Source organism: Peribacillus sp. YIM B13482 (assembly GCF_042787975.1).
Lineage (GTDB): Bacteria > Bacillota > Bacilli > Bacillales > DSM-1321 > Peribacillus > Peribacillus simplex_A.
This window is the reverse complement of sequence record NZ_JBHZPF010000059.1, coordinates 1-19,867: the sequence shown is the minus strand read 5'-3', so window position 1 is coordinate 19,867 and position 19,867 is coordinate 1. Positions and strand designations below refer to the sequence as shown.

General features: G+C 37.1%; 16 protein-coding genes and 4 pseudogenes. 10 read left to right on the top strand and 10 right to left on the bottom strand.

What is annotated here, in order from left to right:
• Positions 1–212 precede the first annotated feature (212 nt).
• A pseudogene (locus ACFX4L_RS21435) lies at positions 213–1,559 on the bottom strand (IS3 family transposase).
• A 24-nt stretch (positions 1,560–1,583) separates the two neighbouring features.
• Between ACFX4L_RS21435 and ACFX4L_RS21430 the strand changes: the two are divergent.
• Positions 1,584–1,883 (top strand): annotated as a pseudogene (locus ACFX4L_RS21430) (transposase); the annotation flags it as partial.
• Positions 1,884–2,571: 688 nt separating this feature from the next.
• A complete protein-coding gene (gene ppsA, locus ACFX4L_RS21425) occupies positions 2,572–5,187 on the top strand; it encodes a phosphoenolpyruvate synthase (protein ID WP_377406129.1) in 2,616 nt (871 codons plus the stop codon).
• Between the two features lie 390 nt (positions 5,188–5,577).
• Here ppsA and ACFX4L_RS21420 read toward each other — a convergent pair.
• Both ACFX4L_RS21420 and ACFX4L_RS21415 read right to left on the bottom strand, forming a co-directional pair.
• Positions 5,578–5,766, bottom strand: a pseudogene (locus tag ACFX4L_RS21420) (transposase); the annotation flags it as partial.
• Between the two features lie 498 nt (positions 5,767–6,264).
• Entirely contained in the window at positions 6,265–6,408 is a 144-nt protein-coding gene (locus ACFX4L_RS21415) for a hypothetical protein (RefSeq protein ID WP_176432034.1), read from the bottom strand.
• Between the two features lie 379 nt (positions 6,409–6,787).
• Here ACFX4L_RS21415 and ACFX4L_RS21410 point away from each other — a divergent pair, with 379 nt between their 5' ends.
• Together ACFX4L_RS21410 and ACFX4L_RS21405 are read left to right on the top strand one after the other, a co-directional pair.
• Entirely contained in the window at positions 6,788–7,111 is a 324-nt protein-coding gene (locus ACFX4L_RS21410; RefSeq protein WP_377406127.1) for a hypothetical protein, read from the top strand.
• Between the two features lie 389 nt (positions 7,112–7,500).
• Positions 7,501–7,746, top strand: coding sequence for a hypothetical protein (locus tag ACFX4L_RS21405; protein WP_377406125.1), 246 nt, complete (start codon positions 7,501–7,503; stop codon positions 7,744–7,746).
• A gap of 101 nt (positions 7,747–7,847) precedes the next feature.
• Here the strand turns inward: ACFX4L_RS21405 and ACFX4L_RS21400 are convergent, their stop codons facing one another.
• From ACFX4L_RS21400 to ACFX4L_RS21375, 6 genes are all read right to left on the bottom strand, one after another.
• A complete protein-coding gene (locus tag ACFX4L_RS21400; protein ID WP_377406123.1) occupies positions 7,848–8,132 on the bottom strand; it encodes a hypothetical protein in 285 nt (94 codons plus the stop codon).
• 422 nt (positions 8,133–8,554) lie between these two features.
• Positions 8,555–10,387, bottom strand: coding sequence for an amidohydrolase (locus ACFX4L_RS21395; RefSeq protein WP_377386242.1), 1,833 nt, complete (start codon positions 10,385–10,387; stop codon positions 8,555–8,557).
• Positions 10,388–10,400: 13 nt separating this feature from the next.
• Positions 10,401–10,994 carry an antibiotic biosynthesis monooxygenase gene (locus tag ACFX4L_RS21390; RefSeq protein WP_377386239.1) on the bottom strand — a complete coding sequence of 198 codons (594 nt, stop codon included), beginning with the start codon at positions 10,992–10,994 and terminating at the stop codon, positions 10,401–10,403.
• Positions 10,991–11,635, bottom strand: a complete 645-nt coding sequence (locus ACFX4L_RS21385; protein WP_317778982.1) for a hydrolase — start codon at positions 11,633–11,635, stop codon at positions 10,991–10,993. The genes ACFX4L_RS21390 and ACFX4L_RS21385 overlap by 4 nt, the downstream gene beginning before the upstream one ends.
• A gap of 212 nt (positions 11,636–11,847) precedes the next feature.
• A complete protein-coding gene (gene ycaC, locus ACFX4L_RS21380; RefSeq protein ID WP_284471172.1) occupies positions 11,848–12,492 on the bottom strand; it encodes an isochorismate family cysteine hydrolase YcaC in 645 nt (214 codons plus the stop codon).
• Positions 12,493–12,676: 184 nt separating this feature from the next.
• Positions 12,677–13,237, bottom strand: coding sequence for an NADPH-dependent FMN reductase (locus ACFX4L_RS21375; RefSeq protein WP_284471171.1), 561 nt, complete (start codon positions 13,235–13,237; stop codon positions 12,677–12,679).
• A gap of 707 nt (positions 13,238–13,944) precedes the next feature.
• Here ACFX4L_RS21375 and ACFX4L_RS21370 point away from each other — a divergent pair.
• The 4 genes from ACFX4L_RS21370 (at position 13,945) to ACFX4L_RS21355 (ending at position 17,519) form a co-directional block, all read left to right on the top strand.
• Positions 13,945–14,886, top strand: coding sequence for a ring-cleaving dioxygenase (locus ACFX4L_RS21370; protein ID WP_289337809.1), 942 nt, complete (start codon positions 13,945–13,947; stop codon positions 14,884–14,886).
• Positions 14,887–14,991: 105 nt separating this feature from the next.
• Positions 14,992–15,939 (top strand): ring-cleaving dioxygenase, encoded by a 948-nt coding sequence (locus ACFX4L_RS21365; protein WP_377406121.1) that lies wholly within the window; start codon positions 14,992–14,994, stop codon positions 15,937–15,939.
• Positions 15,936–16,343 carry an alpha/beta hydrolase gene (locus ACFX4L_RS21360; protein WP_377406119.1) on the top strand — a complete coding sequence of 136 codons (408 nt, stop codon included), beginning with the start codon at positions 15,936–15,938 and terminating at the stop codon, positions 16,341–16,343. Before ACFX4L_RS21365 ends, ACFX4L_RS21360 begins: the two co-directional genes overlap by 4 nt.
• Before the next feature lie 339 nt (positions 16,344–16,682).
• Complete coding sequence (locus ACFX4L_RS21355; RefSeq protein WP_284471167.1) at positions 16,683–17,519, top strand: alpha/beta fold hydrolase; 837 nt, start codon at positions 16,683–16,685, stop codon at positions 17,517–17,519.
• 585 nt (positions 17,520–18,104) lie between these two features.
• On the opposite strand, the pseudogene ACFX4L_RS21350 reads toward ACFX4L_RS21355, so the two are convergent.
• Positions 18,105–18,387: pseudogene (locus ACFX4L_RS21350) on the bottom strand (cupin domain-containing protein); the annotation flags it as partial.
• 748 nt (positions 18,388–19,135) lie between these two features.
• On the opposite strand from ACFX4L_RS21350, the gene ACFX4L_RS21345 reads away from it, so the two are divergent.
• Together ACFX4L_RS21345 and ACFX4L_RS21340 are read left to right on the top strand one after the other, a co-directional pair.
• Positions 19,136–19,504, top strand: coding sequence for a PadR family transcriptional regulator (locus ACFX4L_RS21345; protein WP_377406117.1), 369 nt, complete (start codon positions 19,136–19,138; stop codon positions 19,502–19,504).
• Entirely contained in the window at positions 19,458–19,772 is a 315-nt protein-coding gene (locus tag ACFX4L_RS21340) for a DUF1048 domain-containing protein (protein WP_377406115.1), read from the top strand. The genes ACFX4L_RS21345 and ACFX4L_RS21340 overlap by 47 nt, the downstream gene beginning before the upstream one ends.
• The last annotated feature ends 95 nt before the right edge of the window (positions 19,773–19,867 follow it).

Genomic DNA, 19,867 nt, shown 5'->3' with positions numbered 1-19,867 from the left:
CATACTGGGTGCTTTAGTTCCATTGTGTGCACTAAAGAAGTCCACAATAATAAGTGTTTTTTTTATTTGTTCAAAAACAACATTAATGTTTATCAAAGACTAACTTAAAAAATGAAGGGATGTTTTGAAATGGCAAATTTAAAACGTAACATGATCGAATTGGTAAGACTGTAGACAAACTCGATCTGACCCAATAAAGTTAGACATATAGTTTAAGCAGCTTCTAAGACCTGAGTTCGGTATTCTATCGGACTCAGGTCTTTTAATTTTCCCTTCATTCGTTTGTGGTTATAGTAATGAATATAATCATCTAATTCCTTTTCAAAGTGCTCCATACTTTCAAACTCTTGGAGATAAAGCAATTCAGATTTTAACAAGCCAAAGAAGTTTTCCATGACTGCGTTATCTAAACAATTCCCCTTGCGGGACATGCTTTGTATAATGTGGGAATCTTTTAACGTTTTTTGATACTTCTTCATTTGATAATGCCAGCCTTGATCGGAATGGAGGATGACCGTATCTTCTGGTTTTAGGTGTTTAATCGCCTCATCTAACATATCTCCAACAAGTTTATAAACGGGCCGTTTCATCACTTTGTAGGCAATCATTTCACCATTACATAAATCAAGGATAGGGGATAAGTAACGTTTCTCCCCAAATAAATGAAATTCTGTTACGTCCGTTACCCATTTTTGATTCATTTTCTCTGCTTGAAAATCTCGTTGTAAAATATGGGGGGCAATTCGACCAACATGCCCCTTATAAGAACGACTTTTTCATTCGGACTAAACATTTTAAGCCCATATCGTTCATGAGGCAGTTGATTGTCTTTGGATTGTGAGAAAATCCATATTTTTTTAACTCTTTTGTGATACGACGATACCCGTAACGTCCTTTATGTTCATGATAGATAGACTGAATAGTGGCTTTTACCTTCGAATACTTATCTTCTCGATTCAAGCGTTTTTCCCAATAATAGGACGTGCTACGTGGATATCAGCGACTTTGATTAATGCCACGATCTCATAAATGGACTTTAGTTCATAAATTACTTGCGCTTTGATTTTATTTGTAATTTTTCCTGCATTTGAACTAAAGTATTCAACTTTTTTAAATACGCATTCTCCATTTCCAGTTGTTTAATTCGTTCTTCAAGCGCTTCAACCGAACCTTCAACTTGTTTGGATGGATTGATTCCTTTTTTCATGGATGGTCGCCCCTTTTTCTTAGAAATTAGGGCATCTAATCCATATGCATTAAAATTTTTTCTCCACGTCCGAATTAACGCTGGAGAAGAAATAGTAAACATTGCGGCTGCGTTGTAAGAAGATATACCCGTTTCATTCATATAATTAAGTACATCTATTTTAAACTCCGCAGAATAACTTGTATAGGATTTCTTAAATCCATCGGCTCCTTGAATTTGATATAAACGAACCCATCCTTGAATCATTTGATACGAAACTTCAAATAATTCTTTGAAGCTCCATATAGCTGTGCTTGCCTTCTAGGTAAAGACGCGTAATAAATATTTTTTTTTCGGCAGTAAAATTAGCCATAAAAAAACACCCCGTAAATGTTAGCATGCGGGATTACATCTAGCTGAAGCAAGTTCGGGCAAATGGAAAGGTCAGATTGTCATTTCAAAGCGTGGAAGGTCAAGACTACGGCGCTTCCTCTACTTAGCAACTATGAGTCTTGTGATGAATAACCCTGAGTTTAAAGCCGTCCATTCCCATAATGTAAAGGTAAAGAAGATAAAGAAAATGAAGTCAATCATGAAACTGATAGGTAAACTAGCAAGGATTTTTGTAGGAATAGCACGACGAAACGAGTCTTATTGTCCAAATAAGGTCCAAGTATCAATCCCTTTAGCAGCATAGAAATAAAACATTAGTTATATAGAATGTATCATTTTAAAATAGTTAACTTTAATTTTGAATGTTGTCTTATTCGTAGGATTTCAAATATATACGGAGTATCAGGTTTCTTGAACAAAAGGGCACTGTGACCCATCAGGTTAGCATAACTGGCCTCCACCCCTTGGATAGGCATGACGAAGGAATGAGAGGGCAATTGACCCGTTGAGACATGGGAGGGAAAGCCTCCAGGGACGGCGTGGAGATGTGCATCATGTGGTCAAATGTGGAGTGAAAACTGACTTCTTTATTTAACTATGCCTTCACGAAGCCTAACTGATCTGAACTCCTTTCATTTACCTGTAAGTCCAATTATAAGAGGTATGAAATCCTGAGAATAAGTGAGCATTCGAGAGATATTTGCATCAAACTGAGGGAGTTTAATAAGAGCTGAAATCTCATATTAATATAAGGTGTTTTTGTGAAAATAAACAGATTAAATGGAAAAAAGTTGATTTTAAATCATATTGTGGGTTAATAGGTATATGAGCTGCTTTCGAGGGGATGAACGGGTGCATCAGTTTACTGTATGGTATTTTTTGTACTCTTCCTATTTTAATTATAGCATATAAAAAATGGACAATATAGACTATTTATTCCAATTTACTACTGGTAAAATCAATAGAACATTAATGGTTAGGAGAGATGTAGAATGAGTTCTTTGGCTCTCGGTTTTCAGGAAATAGAAAAAACACAGCATTTGCTCGTTGGGGGAAAGGGGTTAAATTTAGGGGAATTGTCAAAAATTGAAGGGATACAAGTACCAGAAGGATTTTGTGTTACAACAGTGGGATATCAAGAAGCCATCGAACAAAACGAAGCGTATCATGCTTTGTTGGATCGACTCACAATGTTAAAAGTAGAAGATCGAGAACAAATTGGGGAAATCAGCAGGAGGATTCGACAAATCATTATGGAAGTAGAAATCCCTTCCGATGTTGTGAAAGCAGTTATTCACTATCTCTCCCAGTTTGGCGAGGAACATGCTTATGCAGTGCGTTCTAGTGCGACTGCTGAGGATTTACCAAATGCCTCTTTTGCTGGTCAACAAGACACCTATTTAAATATTATCGGCAAAGAATCAATCTTGCAGCATATCAGCAAATGTTGGGCTTCCCTGTTTACGGATCGTGCGGTAATCTACCGTATGCAAAATGGATTTGACCACAGTCAAGTTTATTTATCCGTTATCGTTCAAAGGATGGTTTTCCCACAGGCTTCAGGGATTTTATTTACCGCTGATCCGATTACTTCTAACCGAAAGCTGCTATCGATCGATGCCAGTTTTGGACTTGGAGAAGCACTGGTCTCTGGCTTGGTATCTGCCGATTGTTATAAAGTACAGGAAGATGAAATCGTCGATAAGATGATAGCAACCAAAAAATTGGCTATCTATGGACTAAAAGAAGGCGGAACGGAGACCCAGCAGATCGATCCCGATCAGCAAAAGACTCAAACACTTACTGAACAACAAATTTTACAACTAGCACGCACCGGAAGACAGATCGAAGCTTATTTTGGTTGCCCGCAAGATATCGAATGGGGTTTGGTTGATGATACATTTTATATTGTCCAGAGTCGGCCAATCACTACTTTATACCCGATCCCTGAAGCGAATGATCAAGAAAATCACGTTTACGTATCTGTCGGTCACCAACAAATGATGACCGATCCCATGAATCCACTGGGATTGTCTTTTTTCCTGTTAACTACTAATGCACCCATGCGTAAAGCTGGTGGAAGGTTGTTTGTTGATATCACACATATGCTGGCTTCACCTGGCAGCAGAAAAATGTTATTAGATGGCATGGGACAACACGATCCGCTCATGAAAGACGCACTCATTACCATAATAGAGCGAGGAGATTTCATAAAATCTTTACCAAATGATAGGCAAGAACAGAGTTCCGGTAAAAGCAATAAAGGTGTGTCGTCTACGGATTCTAGGGGACAAATCGAAAACGACCCGACCATCGTTTCTGATTTGATTAAGAGCAGTCAAACATCGATAGAAGAGTTAAAACAAAACATCCAAACGAAATCAGGATCAGATTTATTTGATTTTATTCTGGAAGATATCCATATATTAAAGAAGATTTTATTTGACCCACAAAGTTCAGCTGTGTTTATGGCTGCTATGGATGCTTCATCATGGATCAATGAAAAAATGAACGAGTGGTTAGGTGAAAAAAACGCAGCAGATACGCTTTCTCAGTCTGTACCAAACAATATTACTTCGGAAATGGGTCTGGCGCTATTGGATGTCGCAGATGTGATTCGTCCATATCCAGAAGTAATTGATTATTTACAACATGTAAAAGATGATAACTTTTTGGATGAACTGGTTAAGTTTGATGGTGGACAGGAAACCCAAGACGCTATCCATGATTATCTCAGCAAATACGGAATGCGATGTACCGGAGAAATCGATATTACTAAAACTCGTTGGAGCGAAAAACCAACTACACTTGTCCCTGTGATTCTTGGTAATATCAAAAACTTTGAGCCTAATGCCAGCAATCAGAAATTTGAGCAAGGGCAACAGGAAGCTTTGAAAAAAGAACAAGAGTTATTAGATCGATTGAAACAACTACCGGATGGTAAACGAAAAGCCGAAGAAACCAAACGAATGATCAGCCTAATCCGGAATTTCATCGGTTATCGAGAATATCCAAAATACGGCATGGTTAATCGCTACTTCGTTTATAAGCAGGCTTTGATGAAAGAAGCCGAAAAGCTCGTACAAGCCAAAGTCATTCGTGAAAAAGAAGATATATACTACCTCACTTTTGAAGAACTTCATGAAGTCATACGCACAAATAAATTGGATTACCAGATCATCAGCAAACGAAAAGAAGAGTACAAATTCTATGAAAAACTAACTCCACCACGTGTTATCACGTCTGATGGTGAAATCATTGTAGGTGAGTACAAACGAGAAAATCTCCCAGCCGAAGCTATTGTAGGTCTACCTGTTTCTTCCGGAGTTATTGAGGGACGTGCGCGTGTCATCTTAAACATGGAAGATGTTGATCTAGAAGAGGGAGATATATTGGTCACCTCCTTTACTGACCCTAGCTGGACACCATTGTTTGTATCCATAAAGGGCTTAGTCACCGAAGTTGGTGGACTGATGACCCATGGAGCAGTTATCGCACGTGAATATGGCTTACCAGCGGTTGTAGGGGTGGAAAATGCCACCAAGATAATAAGAGACGGGCAACGAATTCGCGTGCATGGAACAGAAGGGTATATCGAAATAATATAAGTAGTGAATACTTCCAGATTTAATCAGTAGCACCGCACCAGTGGTTACCAGAGCGGTGACTTACAATCCTACCATTGGGACCAAAAGTTGAAGCCAACTTTATCGGTGGTGCATACTTACAAATGATAGTTACCGATCCAACGCCACTCAAAACATCAATATGGCCGATTTTCCAAATGTGGAGACCGGCTTTTTATATATAATTTTGTGAACGCTATAATTTAAACTAAATGGAGTGTTAGTTCCATAGGGCATAAAGGAAGACCACAATAAGTGGTCTCAGTTTGTAGACAAAAGGGGTTCGGAATTAAAAAATTCTGAACCCCTTTTGAAATTCCCTTTGAATTTTCTCCTAAAGTTAGGAGATTGGGGCTCTACGAGCCCACTATGTTAGGCCATTTTTGGACCTCGCCATGTCCAATTGGCCATCTTCTTTAAATTAATGGCAGCGAAAGTAAGCATCGCCTGCATCGACAATTTTTTAAGTCCCCTTAAAGTTGTCCAACGCATACCATGCTTTTCTTTTGCATCTGCGAATACACGCTCAATCGTTTCTTTACGTTTCGCATATATAGGTTTTACTGAATTAATTGACGATGAAGAAAATGGAGTTTTAGTTCAATATAGGATTGCAAGCAGAAACGATGATATCTATGTTCAATCATCCGAATACAACCCTAGCGATGGGAATAGCTGGTTTAAAAAAGGTAGTAAAGGAAATTCAACAATAAATTTATGCAGATTCTTGGGACGTTTTGTCAGGTCAGCACTTGAAAATCGTCAATTGAAAATTAAAAACCTACAATTAGTCAAAAGGATTGATACCGAAATTAAACATAAAAAAACAGTCAAGTTCATTCTGAACTGACCCAGGATTCGAATGGCGGGTCTTTTGGTTTATAAGTTCCATAGGGGTGCACTAAAAAAGACCACAATAATGAACTGCACCCCAATTGTTAGACACCATCGCGGTAAAAAACCGGCTAGCTATCAATTGCTTCGTACGAGCTCTATGCCAATAGCTTAATGTGAACTTATTTTTCATGCTGAAGATCAGCTGCCCTTCAAATATCAAGATCAATGGTTCTCCGTATGGGTAGGGTCTGAACTTCCATCTAAAAGAGCAGGATCTATAATGATTCTTGGGTAAATGGCTTCTTTTTTCAAATTGATATGCTTTGATAAAGCGTGATCCAAATGATACATTACCTTCGCTTTCATTTTTCCCCTCGTTTTGAGCAACAAAGTTTTCAATAGTTTTTAAAGCTTTTAGAAGGTCTTCAAAATATTTGGATCTTCTTTGCTTTTTGCAACTAAATTACTAAATCCTTAGATATCTAAAAAGGCACTCAAACAATTCGTATATTGTAGTTGCTGCTCATTTAGGTATCCTTTCTCCATAGAAATCTCCTCGTTTTTCATAAAATTTCATGGGTTGGAAATATATTATTATCCCCTTTATAAGTATAATCTCAACAACTTGTTACATCTCTTCCTCAATCCTGTATTTAAATAATTTCTCATTGTAAACAAAAAGAACCTTCTCTTGGGAGTTTACATAAGCTAAATCAAATAAAGAATTGAGGGGGAATTACTAAAAATGTATGGTTTAATAAATGATGATATAAATGTAAATGATTTAAGAAGAATTGGTTTTGGTGGAGGGCACTTTGGAGGTTTTGGTGGAGGGCACTTTGGAGGTTTTGGGAGACCATTTGGATTTGGAAGACCGTTTGGATTTGGAAGGCCATTTGGTTTTGGCTTTCCTTTTCTAGGAGGGCTTGCTGCAGGAGCGTTGCTTGCAGGGCCATATTATGGTGGCTATGGATATGGTGGCTATGGGTATGATGGCTATGGATATGATGGCTATGGATATCCAGGATATGCTCCATACCTATCCCCATATTCATACTACCCTTATTGAGAAAAGAAGTTAGTGGCTAAGAGCAAATATGAGAGAGCGAATATGAAATTGTACAGATACTTCTAATTTTAAAGCCCTTATCTTTAAAGTGGGGCTTAATTTTTATTAAAAAGGTAAATCATCAGGAATTACGGGGTTAACCTTCTTCACTAACTCCGTAATATCAATGTCTCCATTATAAACAACTTTAAAATCACCACTAAAAGCAAATTCCCCTTTTAATCTGTTGAATCCATTCGTATGCGGCAATTGCAGCTGCCAATCTGAATAAGTAGCTCAGAAACTTCATGAGTTGCGGGTAAAGTTCAAATAAGGCTCTCTCCTTATTTGGTGAGGGGTTAAAGAGCGTTCGTTCGTATATAATGGGTAAAAAGGGAGGTTCTCTTTTGATGTCTATTCGTGACCGAGTAATTCTAATTTCGTCTAGTAATGCTACTGAAGAAAAAAACATACTGGAAACAATTCCTCAAAACAAGCCACCTTCCATTATGGGATTAGCTTTTCTGGGGTATCTTGGTAGAACCATTCTTGAAGTTATAGAAAAACATGTGATAGTCAATTATTCACATTTAATAGAATTGAAAAAAATTCAAGAGATATTCAAAATGATACATATGATGTTCCATTACATATAATTGGATATGAGGGAACCATCAACCCACCTTTTAAGTTAAAAATATACTAAATATAGTGTGATTTCATACAAACATCGGTATATTAACCTTATCTCATTCCCTTAGGATATCTGAGTTGCTTTTTCTCTATTTCCTTTTTCAATGCGGATGAATAACGGAATAATGAGACTTAGAAGTAGTATTCCGGCCAACGATGCAAAGGTAATCAAATGACAGCCACTTTTGACCAATGCAATTGATACAATTGGTCCGATAGAGGCACCTACGAAAGCCATAAACATATGAAACGAAACAGCTATACCACGAGAAGATCCAGCTAGTTGTCCAATTAATGAAATGATGGTAGGAAGGGTCAAGGCAATACCTGTAACTAACTTACATTCCAATGATACCAACAGCTCGAATCAATAATATTTGCCAGTGGTTAATCCAAAATTAGGACCACTTAGATAACTTACTAGGGTTGTATAATAGCCAGCTAGTGAAATAAAGAGCACTGTTGAAATAATATAGTAAATAGGTAAGTCTTTTTTATTAAATATTACTCCAATTTAATAAAATAAGAGAAAACAGACCCTTTAGGTTTCTTATTTGCATCCCTTGGTATAAAATAGGCGATTAATATAGCGGATATAAAAAGGACAGACTTTGCAAGGAGAGAAGTCTGTCAAAAAACAAATCAAGTCAATAGATTCCGTTAGAAATACACTGCTATATCGTATCTACATATTATTTGTACCAGAACCCATATTACCATTATGATCTCAATACCATTACTATTTGGGTCCTACCTCGGCCCAAACCCTTATTAGAAAGCAAAGCAAGTACAACCGATACCCCATTTAGTTCCATCATTTCCTATTACGGTATGAGTGTGTTGATGGAGAGGGTTACTGCAACTATGTTTGTGATCATGGGCATCGTGAGAAAGTATATTGTCGGCTAGGTTAGCACCACCATAACCATAAACTCCCGTCGGTGACCAATCAGGTGATGCTGGCGGCAATTCAGGTGATAAATTTTTAAATTCATCATTTCCATAAACAACCTGCCCACCCATAATGGTGAGTAATGATTCAAGGTCTTTGATTTCTTCTTCTGGCACAGTAAAGTAGTCAGAAGACAATACAGCAATATCAGCAAACTGACCTACTGCAAGTGTACCCTTTTTATCTTCATCACCGGAGAACCATGCACTTCCTTTGGAATATAGTTCCAGAGCTACTTTTCTGTCAAGTTTATTCTTTTCATCGTATATCGAAAGACCACCAATGGTTTTTCCTGCAACCATCCAGTAAAGAGCAACCCAAGGGTTATAGCTGGAAACCCTGGTTGCATCACTACCGGCGCCAACAGGTATACCCAGGTCTAGCATACGATAAATCGGAGGAGTATGCTTTGCAGCTTCCTTTCCGTATAAATCAACAAAGTATTCACCTTGGAAAGCCATGCGGTCTTGGATGGCAATACCGCCATTTAAAGCCTTAACACGTTCCATACTACGATCTGAGATTGTTTCTGCATGGTCAAACCACCAGCGTAGACCATTAAATGGAATTTCTCTGTTGACTTCCTCAAAAACATTTAAGAAACGTGTTATTGATTCGTCATAAGTTGCATGTAAACGGAATGGCCAACGGTTTTCCACCAATAGAGAAATTACTTTCTTTAAGTCAGCTTCCATCACCGTAGCTAGGTCGGGCTGCGGCATTTGAAATTTTTCAAAATCGGCTGCCGAGAATACTAACATTTCTCCAGCACCATTCATTTTATACTTATCATTTCCTTGACCCGGAGAAACAATTTTTGCCCATGAAGCAAAGTCTTCATATTCATGATCTGGATTTTGCGTAAATAGATTATAAGCAATACGTAAAGTTAATTGATCCTTCTCGGCTAAATGTTCAACAACTTTGTAATCATCAGGATAATTTTGGAATCCGCCACCTGCGTCAATGGCACTTGTGATACCTAATCTATTTAATTCGCGCATAAAATGGCGAGTAGAGTTAATCTGATCGTCAATATTAAGTACTGGAGCTCTACCCAAACTTGAATATAGAATAGAAGCGTTAGGATTGGCAATTAAAAGACCCGTTGGATTACCTCGTTTATCTCGCTGAATTAAACAGCCCGGAGGATCTGGGGTATCTTTTGTGTATCCCAGTGCACGCAACCCTGCACGATTTACAAGTGCTCTATCATAAAGATGTAGCACAAAGACAGGTGTGTCTTCAGAAACAGCATTAATCTCTTCCAAAGTTGGCATCCGTCTTTCTTTAAATTGAAATTCAGACCAACCTCCAACTACTCTTACCCACTGGGGAGCAGGTGTACGCCTTGCCTGCTCTCTAAGCATTTCCAGAGCAATAGCAAGTGATGGCACACCTTCCCAGCGCAATTCCATATTATAATGAAGACCGCCACGAATAACGTGTATATGAGAGTCATTCAAGCCCGGAATAGCTCTCTTTCTTTTAAGGTCTATTTTTTTGGTATTTTCTGTGGCACTATCAAGAAGCTCATCTCCACCTACTGCAGTGATTAAACCATCAGTTATGGCGATAGCCGATACCTCAGGTTGAGATGGGTCAAGGGTAGTGATTTTTCCGTTATATAAGATCATATCCGGTAAATTCATGTTCACACCTCGTCTACTTCCTATTATTCTGTAACCATAGATGAAATATTTTACCGAGAATCGGCATTACTACCCATGATAGCAAGGACACTATACATACTGAAACAAAAAAAGCTGACATAATAGGAATCATATTTTTTATAATAGGTCCTACCACTTTAGGAACCAACATGCTAAGAGGCCATACACCAAGAACGGTAACAATGGACATTTTCCATTTTGGCGGTGGAACTGGCATTTTCGGAGTAACAAACCAATAAGCCAAACTGCTTTCAGTTTTGTACGTTGGATTAGTAGCTTGAAATAGTTCTGCCTTTTTTAACAAATCTCGACGAATATCTGATTCTTGCCAAGCACGAAGATGCTCATACGTATCAAAGCGAAAAACAACAGTATACTCTCTGGATCCGTTATTGGGGACTATTAGATTTACGCCTAAATGCCCTGGAAATTTAGTAGCGGCAGCTTCGATTTCATGTCTCCACGTTTCAAACTGTTTTTCTCTACCTTCTTGAATTTCCCATGTAACAATCGTTGTTACTGGACCACCAGCATCCATAGTGTTCCCTGTATGAGTTTCTCCGACAGTTACTCTTTCTTGATTCATATTTTCCTGCTTGGAGGCGCGCCATGTACCATAGTATATGCGTATTCCACACCTTGACCATAAGCGCCAGTGTGTTCTTTTACAATATCCATAACAGCATCATAAGTGTCTTTGCGTGCCCAGTCACGTTGGTATTCAAGTAAAACTTGAATTGCTGTCACTGGAATTGCTCCAGCTTGTTCTACACGACGCATAGCAGCGTTATGTGCTGTCAAACTAGTACCACCTGAAGCATCATCAACTGCATAAACTTCAAAGCCAGCTTTAATTGCTTCAAGCACAGGGAATGCAAGGCAAACTTCAGTCCAAAGTGCTGCAAATATCAATTTTTTTCTACCTGTTGCTTTAACTGCCTCAACAAATTTTGAATCTTCCCAAGAGTTCATTGAACTACGTTCTATAATTTCATGGTTTGGAAATATGTCAAGAATTTGTGGCCAAAAATAACCAGAAAAGCTTTGTGTTTCAACTGTAGTAAGTATAGTAGGTACGTTAAAAGCTTTTGCTGATTTAGCAAGCAGCATAACGTTATTCATTAATGTTTGCCTGTCAATGCTTGCAACTCCAAAAGTCATTTGAGGCTGAAAATCGATCAAAATTAATGCACTGTTCTCCGGAGTTAACAATTCTAAATTACTCATAATAAAACACTCCTTTTTAAAATTTTTTCAAATAAAGTTTTTTGAAACAATTTTAATATTTTTTAAAGGCAATTATTAGTTTCAGCTGTAATCGTAAAAATAAAAGCCTTGCTATACTTCTTATTTAAAAAGTAGCGCTGATTAAATCAGCGCTACTTTTATGCTATCCACTTTTAAAAAAAGTGATTTATAGCTATTTCTTAGGAATAAATTTATGCATTTTGTTTACTAAGATCTCGCTGAGCTCCCATATAGCTTCCAATTACATTTTGATAGCCTGGAAGATTACTAGCAAGCAAATTGCCAAAACCTTCGACATCGTTGCGCCAATCGCGTTGTAGTTCGCATGCTACGCTAAACCAGTTCATAAGTTGCACGCCACTATGTGCCATACGCGTATTGGCAGCTTCTGCAACTTGTTTACTGAAAGTTCCTGAAGCATCAGTAACAGCAAATACTTCATACCCAGCCTTTATAGCGGAAAGTGCCGGGAAAGCAACGCAAACATCCGTAACTACGCCCGCGATAATAAGTTGTTTCTTTCCAGTTTTTTTGATTGCATTTACAAAATCATCATTATCCCATGCGTTAATTTGTCCAGGACGAGCTATTTTGGGCTCGTTAGGAAAAAGATCAACCAATTCTTGCATTAGTGGTCCATTAGGTCCGTTTTCAAAGCTTGTTGTTAAAATAACTGGTAAATCAAAAAACTTAGCAGTGTGAGCAAGAGCCAAAACATTGTTCTTAAATTCATCAACACCATAGTCACGAACTAGTCCAGCCATAAGGCCAGTTTGATGATCCACTAAAAGAACGACAGCATCATCTTTGGAAATACGAGAATAGAGATCAGACATTATGTATTCCTCCTAAAAATTAAGTAATCGAAGAAAGTTTAAATACTATAATAAATTCCTTCGTTTGTTACAATCGATTTATAACTAAACTGATTGTTAATATTAGTTTATCTATAAACTTAAGACAAGTCAATAATTTCATTACATGTCATAAAAAACCAATTAGATGTTTTCTTTAATGCTTCTATTTATCTAAAGCAGGAGTTTTATCTATCCAATTTATAAATTGTTGTAAATAACGCTGAAGATAACGTTTTGTCTTTTCGTCAGTAAGCACTTTCTGATCGGAATCAATCTTTTCATGTACTTGAGAAATCAGCACTTTTTGAAATGGAAGAACATGAACTTGCATAGTTTCTAGTATTTCTCTGATTTGCATCTGAGCATAAACAGTACCTAACCCCCCAGGAGTTGCTCCAATTAGGCCAACCGGTTTTCTGCTAAGAACAGCGGATTCCCGAGGTCTTGATGCCCAGTCCAATGCATTCTTTAATACGCCTGGAATTCCAGAATTGTACTCTGGACTTACAATAATGATACCGTCAACGTCCTGGATAGCAGATTTAAATGATGTCACTGTTTCTGGAACACTTATTTCTAAGTCTTCATTAAAAAAAGGTAGATTATTTATCTCGATCCAACGAAATTGATGGGAATCATCCATCTCAGTTAATGATTGAGCAATGATTCGATTATAAGAGTTTTTTCGTAAACTACCACAAATAAGGCCAATGGTCTTAGACATAAATTTCCTCCTCTGTTAAAATCACCTCATCGTACCATGATATGGAAAAATTAAAAAAGTGGCTTTATGCCTAATCTCAAACTGTTTAATTTAATGAAGTGTTTATTACAAAAAATCTAGGATGTAAGGATTTCTCATTAGTTTTCTTATTATTGGCTAGTGTTTGCAGCTATGGCAAATAGACTATATCTATATTATTTTATTTTCCAATCACTTTATATTTCCAGCATACTAGTAACTATAAAAAAATTGGAGGGAGTGCAGAAATGGAAGAAAAGAAAGTCACCATAAATATCTATCTGCTTCTCTGATTGAATAAAGGTGAATCTTCTTGCTATTTCAAATAGTAATCGCAAATTCAATATAGCTTCCTGGTGAAACTTCAATAATGACAACCTTAACTATAACTATTTTCTCCTTCTGAACTATTTCATATGAATCATTGGAAATCATTTATCATCAATATCACTTTGATATCGAAAATGTTGGGCGATGCCCCTTTATTTAACCAAACTTAATAATGGATATAGTGAATAATTTTCAAGATTCTTTTTTTAATAAAATTAAAGATCAAATATTTATAGACAATAAAAAACTTCGCATAAAGGAAAAAACACCCTTAAAGTCGTATATACAATTATCGACAAATTGGCGATGCTTTTTTAAGGTTAGTGTCTAACCGGAATAAAAATGGGAGTGAAAATAAAATGAGTAAAAAAACGATGGGTATTCACCACATTACTGCAATTGTTGGTCATCCTCAAGAGAATGTTGATTTCTATGCAGGTGTATTAGGTTTACGTTTAGTGAAAAAAACTGTCAATTTTGATGACCCAGGTACCTACCATCTTTATTTTGGTAATGAGGGTGGAAAACCAGGAACAATCATGACATTTTTTCCATGGGCAGGAGCTAGTCAAGGGAAAATTGGTGATGGTCAAGTAGGCGTTACATCTTATGTTGTTCCAAAAGGAGCTATAAAGTTCTGGAAAAAAAGACTGGAATCCTTCAATATTCCTTTTACTGTAAGGGAGCGCTTTAGCGAGGAATACTTGGAATTTGATGACCCACATGGGCTACACTTGGAAATTGTTGAAAGGGAAGAAGGCGAAGTAAATACATGGACCTTTGGCGGGGTAACACCTGAGGTAGCTATTAAAGGCTTTGGCGGTGCTACTTTATTATCGGCCTATCCTGACAAAACGGCTGTATTGTTAGAAAACATATTGGGACTAGAATTAATCGGCAAGGAAGGCGGCTTTGCACGTTACCGTTCTTCAGCAGAAATTGGCAATGTCATTGACTTAAAATTAACGCCAATTGGACGCGGGACAATGGGGGCTGGAACCGTACATCACATTGCATGGCGGGCAAAGGATGATCAAGACCAATTGGAATGGCAAAAATATGTTGAGGAAAACGGATATGAGGTAACTCCTGTACGAGATCGAAACTATTTTAATGCGATTTACTTTAAAGAACACGGGGAAATTCTCTTTGAGATTGCAACAGATCCTCCTGGATTTTCTCACGATGAATCTGAAGCGACGATGGGAGAAAAATTAATGTTGCCAGAGCAGTATGAACAGTTTAGAGAGCAGATTAAACAAAGTATTTTACCATTTGAGGTAAGAGAATTAAAGTTGTGAGCTGGTTAGCTGGTACAAATTATGCAAAATTAGGTGAGATTTTTTCCATAGCGAGACTTAATTAATTTCTTAATCAAAGTAATGAAAAGAATGGGAATGGTGAGGTTGCAAAAAACAACAGGGATCCATCATATTACAGCAATGGTGAACGATGCCCAAAGAAGTATTGATTTTTATGCTGGCATACTGGGGTTAAGACTTGTAAAAAAGACGATAAACTTTGATCGTCCAGAGGTCTATCATCTTTATTTTGGAAATGAAACTGGTCAACCTGGGTCTGTTATAACTTTTTTTCCGTGGTCAAACCAGTTAAAAGGTCGAATTGGCACAGGACAGGTTGGAGTAACCAGTTTTATCATCCCAAATCAATCCATTAAATTTTGGGAAAATCGTTTGAAAAAATTTAGAATTAGGTTTATTCAATCCCTACGTTTTGGAGAAAAATATTTACAATTTCAAGATCCGGATGGTCTCGAAATTGAATTAGTGGAACGTAATGAAGGCCCAAAAAATAATTGGAGTTTTGGAGAAGTCGATTCAGAGGTCGCAATTAAAGGGTTTGGTGGAGCTATATTAATTTCAACTCAACCTAATAAAACTGCGGATGTGCTTGAAAACGTATTAGGGCTCGAATGTCTTGGGCAAGAAGCGAGCTTCCTTAGGTTTAAATCGGATGGTCAGTTTGGAAATACAATTGATATTAAGCTAACTCCTTCGGTTCGCGGGCTAAAAGGGGCCGGAACTGTTCACCATATCGCATGGAGGGCAAAGGATGACCAAGATCTTTTGAGATGGAGAACACTTCTTCAAGATAAGGAGTATTATCCGACTGAGATTCGTGATCGAAACTACTTCAATGCTGTGTATTTCCATGAACAAGGTGGTATCCTTTTTGAAATAGCGACCGATCCGCCAGGCTTTTCCGTTGATGAAGCTGTCGCTGAGCTTGGTAATAAACTGATGTTACCATCTTGGCTGGAGCCAAAACGAGAAGAATTAGAAGAAGCCTTACCTACTGTGGAAGTTCGCGTTCTGGAGGGAGATCAATCATGAAACATATATTTAATAAGGGTAAAGATTCAACGAAACCAACGTTATTATTACTGCATGGTACTGGCGGAAATGAATTAGATTTATTACCTATAGCGGGAAGAATTGATGACGGGGCATCAGTGCTAAGTGTCCGCGGAAATGTATTGGAAAATGGAATGCCTCGATTCTTCCGGAGATTAGCTGAAGGTGTATTCGATGAGGAAGATCTGATTTTCCGTACAAAAGAATTAAATGAGTTTCTTGATGAGTCTGCTGCAAAGTATAATTTTGATCGAGACAACATGATAGCTATTGGATACTCAAATGGAGCTAATATAGCTGCTAGTCATTGGGAAAATAGTGGGCATCAATTGACTGTTGATGAAGTTGAAGCTGCGGCTTACTGGTATCGCAGGGTCTTTTAAAATTTGCAAGTGAAATCGACAAATAAGCCTTGAAATTTTAGGAACTGCTGTGATTCCTAATTCCCTTAATTGGAGATACCCCAATTGGAGTTGCTTAGAAATCTCTTATTCGATTTTGCAGTTTTAATTTTTTTCAATGATTTACACACCTTGGTTTAAACAAATAAATTGTAATCTAATATATTTTTTCATAATTTTGCAATTTTAATAGTTGGGAATATAATAATCCTATAAACATTTTGTAAAAAAAGTATTTTAAATGTTTTGGATAAAGAGTTTTTTTGATCAGCTAAGCAAGAATATAGGGTTAATAAAGAAACTTCATGGGAGGAATTTTATATGGCAAAATTTACTGTAGGTAATGAAAATCATGCTCCAATTGAACTTTATTATGAGGATCAGGGTTCAGGGAAACCCATTGTCTTAATACATGGTTGGCCTTTAAGTGGACGCTCTTGGGAATATCAGGTGCCAGCTCTTATTGAAGCAGGTTACAGAGTCATAACATATGATCGCCGAGGATTTGGAAAATCATCTCAGCCGTGGGAAGGATATGAATATGATACACTTGCTTCTGATTTACATAAACTGTTGGAACATTTAAATCTTCAAAATGTCACACTTGTTGGTTTTTCTATGGGTGGAGGTGAGGTAGCTCGGTACATTAGTTCGTATGGAACAGATCGTATTGAAAAGGCTGTTTTTGCTGGAGCAGTTCCTCCTTATTTATACAAATCAGAGGATCATCCTGAAGGAGCATTAGATGATGCAACAATTGAAGAATTCAAAAGTGGCGTGATAAATGACCGCCTTGCATTTCTTGACAAATTTACAAAGGGATTTTTCGCGGCTGGTAATCAAACAGATTTAGTTAGTGAGCCATTCCGTTTATATAATCGGGATATTGCAGCTAGTGCCTCTCCTAAGGGAACGCTCGATTGTATAACGGCCTTTAGTAAGACAGATTTTAGAAAGGACTTGGAAAAGATCAATATTCCTACTCTTATTATTCACGGTGACTCTGATGCAACTGTACCTTTTGAGTTAAGTGGAAAACGTACATATGATTCCATTCCTGGTAGTAAACTCGCTCTAATAAAGGGTGGTCCGCATGGATTACACGCAACTCATCCAAAAGAATTTAATGAAGCGTTACTAACATTTTTAAAAGGCTAATAAAGTAATGATAGTTTTACTTAAATGAGAAAAAGCATTCTTTGTTAATAATATCGTATGAATCAGGTGTTGAAGAACTCGTTATCCGTATGCACTTTAGTTGAAAAAACAGCACAAAAGGATCTTCGTTTGGGGCTGTTGACAAATACCCCTTTAAATAAAGAAAGATGAACATCTACTGAATGTAGTGTTTATCTTTTTTTTGTTTACTATATTTTGTATCCGGTTATTAAATTCTTTAGTTTGTCAACAGTCCCGTTTGAAGATCCTTTTTCAGTACCGATAATAAACATATGAAACTGGAATATCCTAAACGTTGTAAATTCGCGTTTTGTTGGTAGGACCCGGGGCCTGCCAACCTTATGACATTATACCCACGCTAATTTTTTGGAAGTTTAATTTTTAGCTTTCATATGCTAAAGGATAACTTTAGTTTCCCTTTGTGCCCTTTCTCTGTAGATTGATTCCCTTTATAAGATAAAGTTAAGTGTATAATTAATTAAAATAATTCAATTTTGTTACACTTTTTAAAGCAAAAGCTGAATGACAGTCCGTCTGCTAGTCATCCAGCTTTTTTTCGTTGTGTTATTTTAGATTATTATATTCCTCATCAGTTACGGGTTCTAACCAATCCGTTTCACCCGGTGCCATTGCTAAGTGTACAATCCAACTGTCTTTTGTGGCACCATGCCAATGTTTCACATCGCGGAATATTCACCACATAACTCGTTTTAAGTAATTGAGCTGATTTTCCTTCTTCCTGATACCAACCTTCTCAAACAGTAACTAATAAAACTTGCCCAACTTTGTGTGAATGCCAGCAATTGCGAGCTCCTGGAGCAAAGGTTACATTTTCAACTGATGTGTTAATTGGTCATTTGCCAATTTTCATTCCCATTTTCTCTTAAAATTTGATTAAATGAATAATCTTGTTTTTTCATTTTATAATTTACACAATCTGATGTATTTTTATGGATTTGAAATAAAGTCGCGATGTTTTGTCTCTATAAAAAAGTTCCCTTCCTTAGAAAAAATTAAGGGTACTTAAATAAAAATAAGTTTTCAAAACCGAAAGTTTTTCCGGTACTTTTCCCGGCAGACCTTATGCCAATATCTGAAAAAATCCCAATCGTAAATTAATATAAGTCCATTCTCATTTTCAATCAAATTCAATCTTGATCCAATCGTTTTTCTAAGGCTGTTCTCCTATAATTCTTGCCCCGTCAGGGTTCTGACGGTTCCCTGTTTTTTCAGTTGGTTCCCTCATGCCATTAAACCGTATCCTTTTCAGTGTTTTTCCTCACTTTTTCGACCCAGGTGGACTCTCCGTTTTCGTTCAGTTCTTTCCAGTGAGGAACGGAATTTTTTTGCGGGGACATAGTATATGGGCTGAAACTTTTGATAAAGATGTGTTCATGTAATTTCCTCTTTCTACCGCCACCTCTTTAAAATCAGTCAGATGTTTTTTCCCTCCTCTTTCGGGAGGTAAGAATGTTCGGTTTTACTACATAAATTTTAAAAGAAGTAAATAAAAAAAAATGGGTTGCACACAACAGCTACTTTGTAATACTATATAGTAGTACTTGGTGATACTAAGTAGCTTGTTAGGATGATATATGAAAGATTTAACTGAAATGCTTAAAGGTGTTCTTGAAGGGGTGGTGCTTCAAAAGATCCATGCTGGAGAAACTTACGGCTATGAAATAACTAAGTACCTAAACGATTTAGGATATGGCGATATTGTGGAAGGAATTGTCTACACCATTCTTGTTCGAATCGAGAAAAAAGGGCTCGTCGAGATTGCGAAGAAAAAGTCAGAGCTTGGACCTGCGAGAAAATTTTACACGTTAAACGCTAAAGGAGAACAAGAGTTAAAGGAATTTTGGGAGCGTTGGACATTCTTAGAAGAAAAAATGAATGAAATAAAGGAGAAAAGAAATGTTAAAAAAAATGATGCAAGAAAAAAGAGAATATCGTGCCTATAAAAAACGAGTGAATAAATTACCAGAAGAATACAGAAAGGCGATGAAAGCAATTGAAAAATACATGTGGAATTTTGCAAAGGGATCAGGCATGTTTGAGATTTTGAAAAATATTTTAGAGATGTTTGAGAATAGTGCTACGGATGGCTTATGCGTACGAGATGTAGTAGGAGATGATATTGCCGAATTTGCCGACTCATTATTAGCAGAATTTCCAGAAGAAACATGGATGGATAAAATGAAAAAAAAATTAAGGGATTCAATTGAGTAAAGGAGAGAGAGCCATGAATTTGAAGTGAACCCAAAAAGTTAGACACTTTATTTAATTAGGCAGCCTTGAGGGCATGAACCCGGTAATCTACCGGG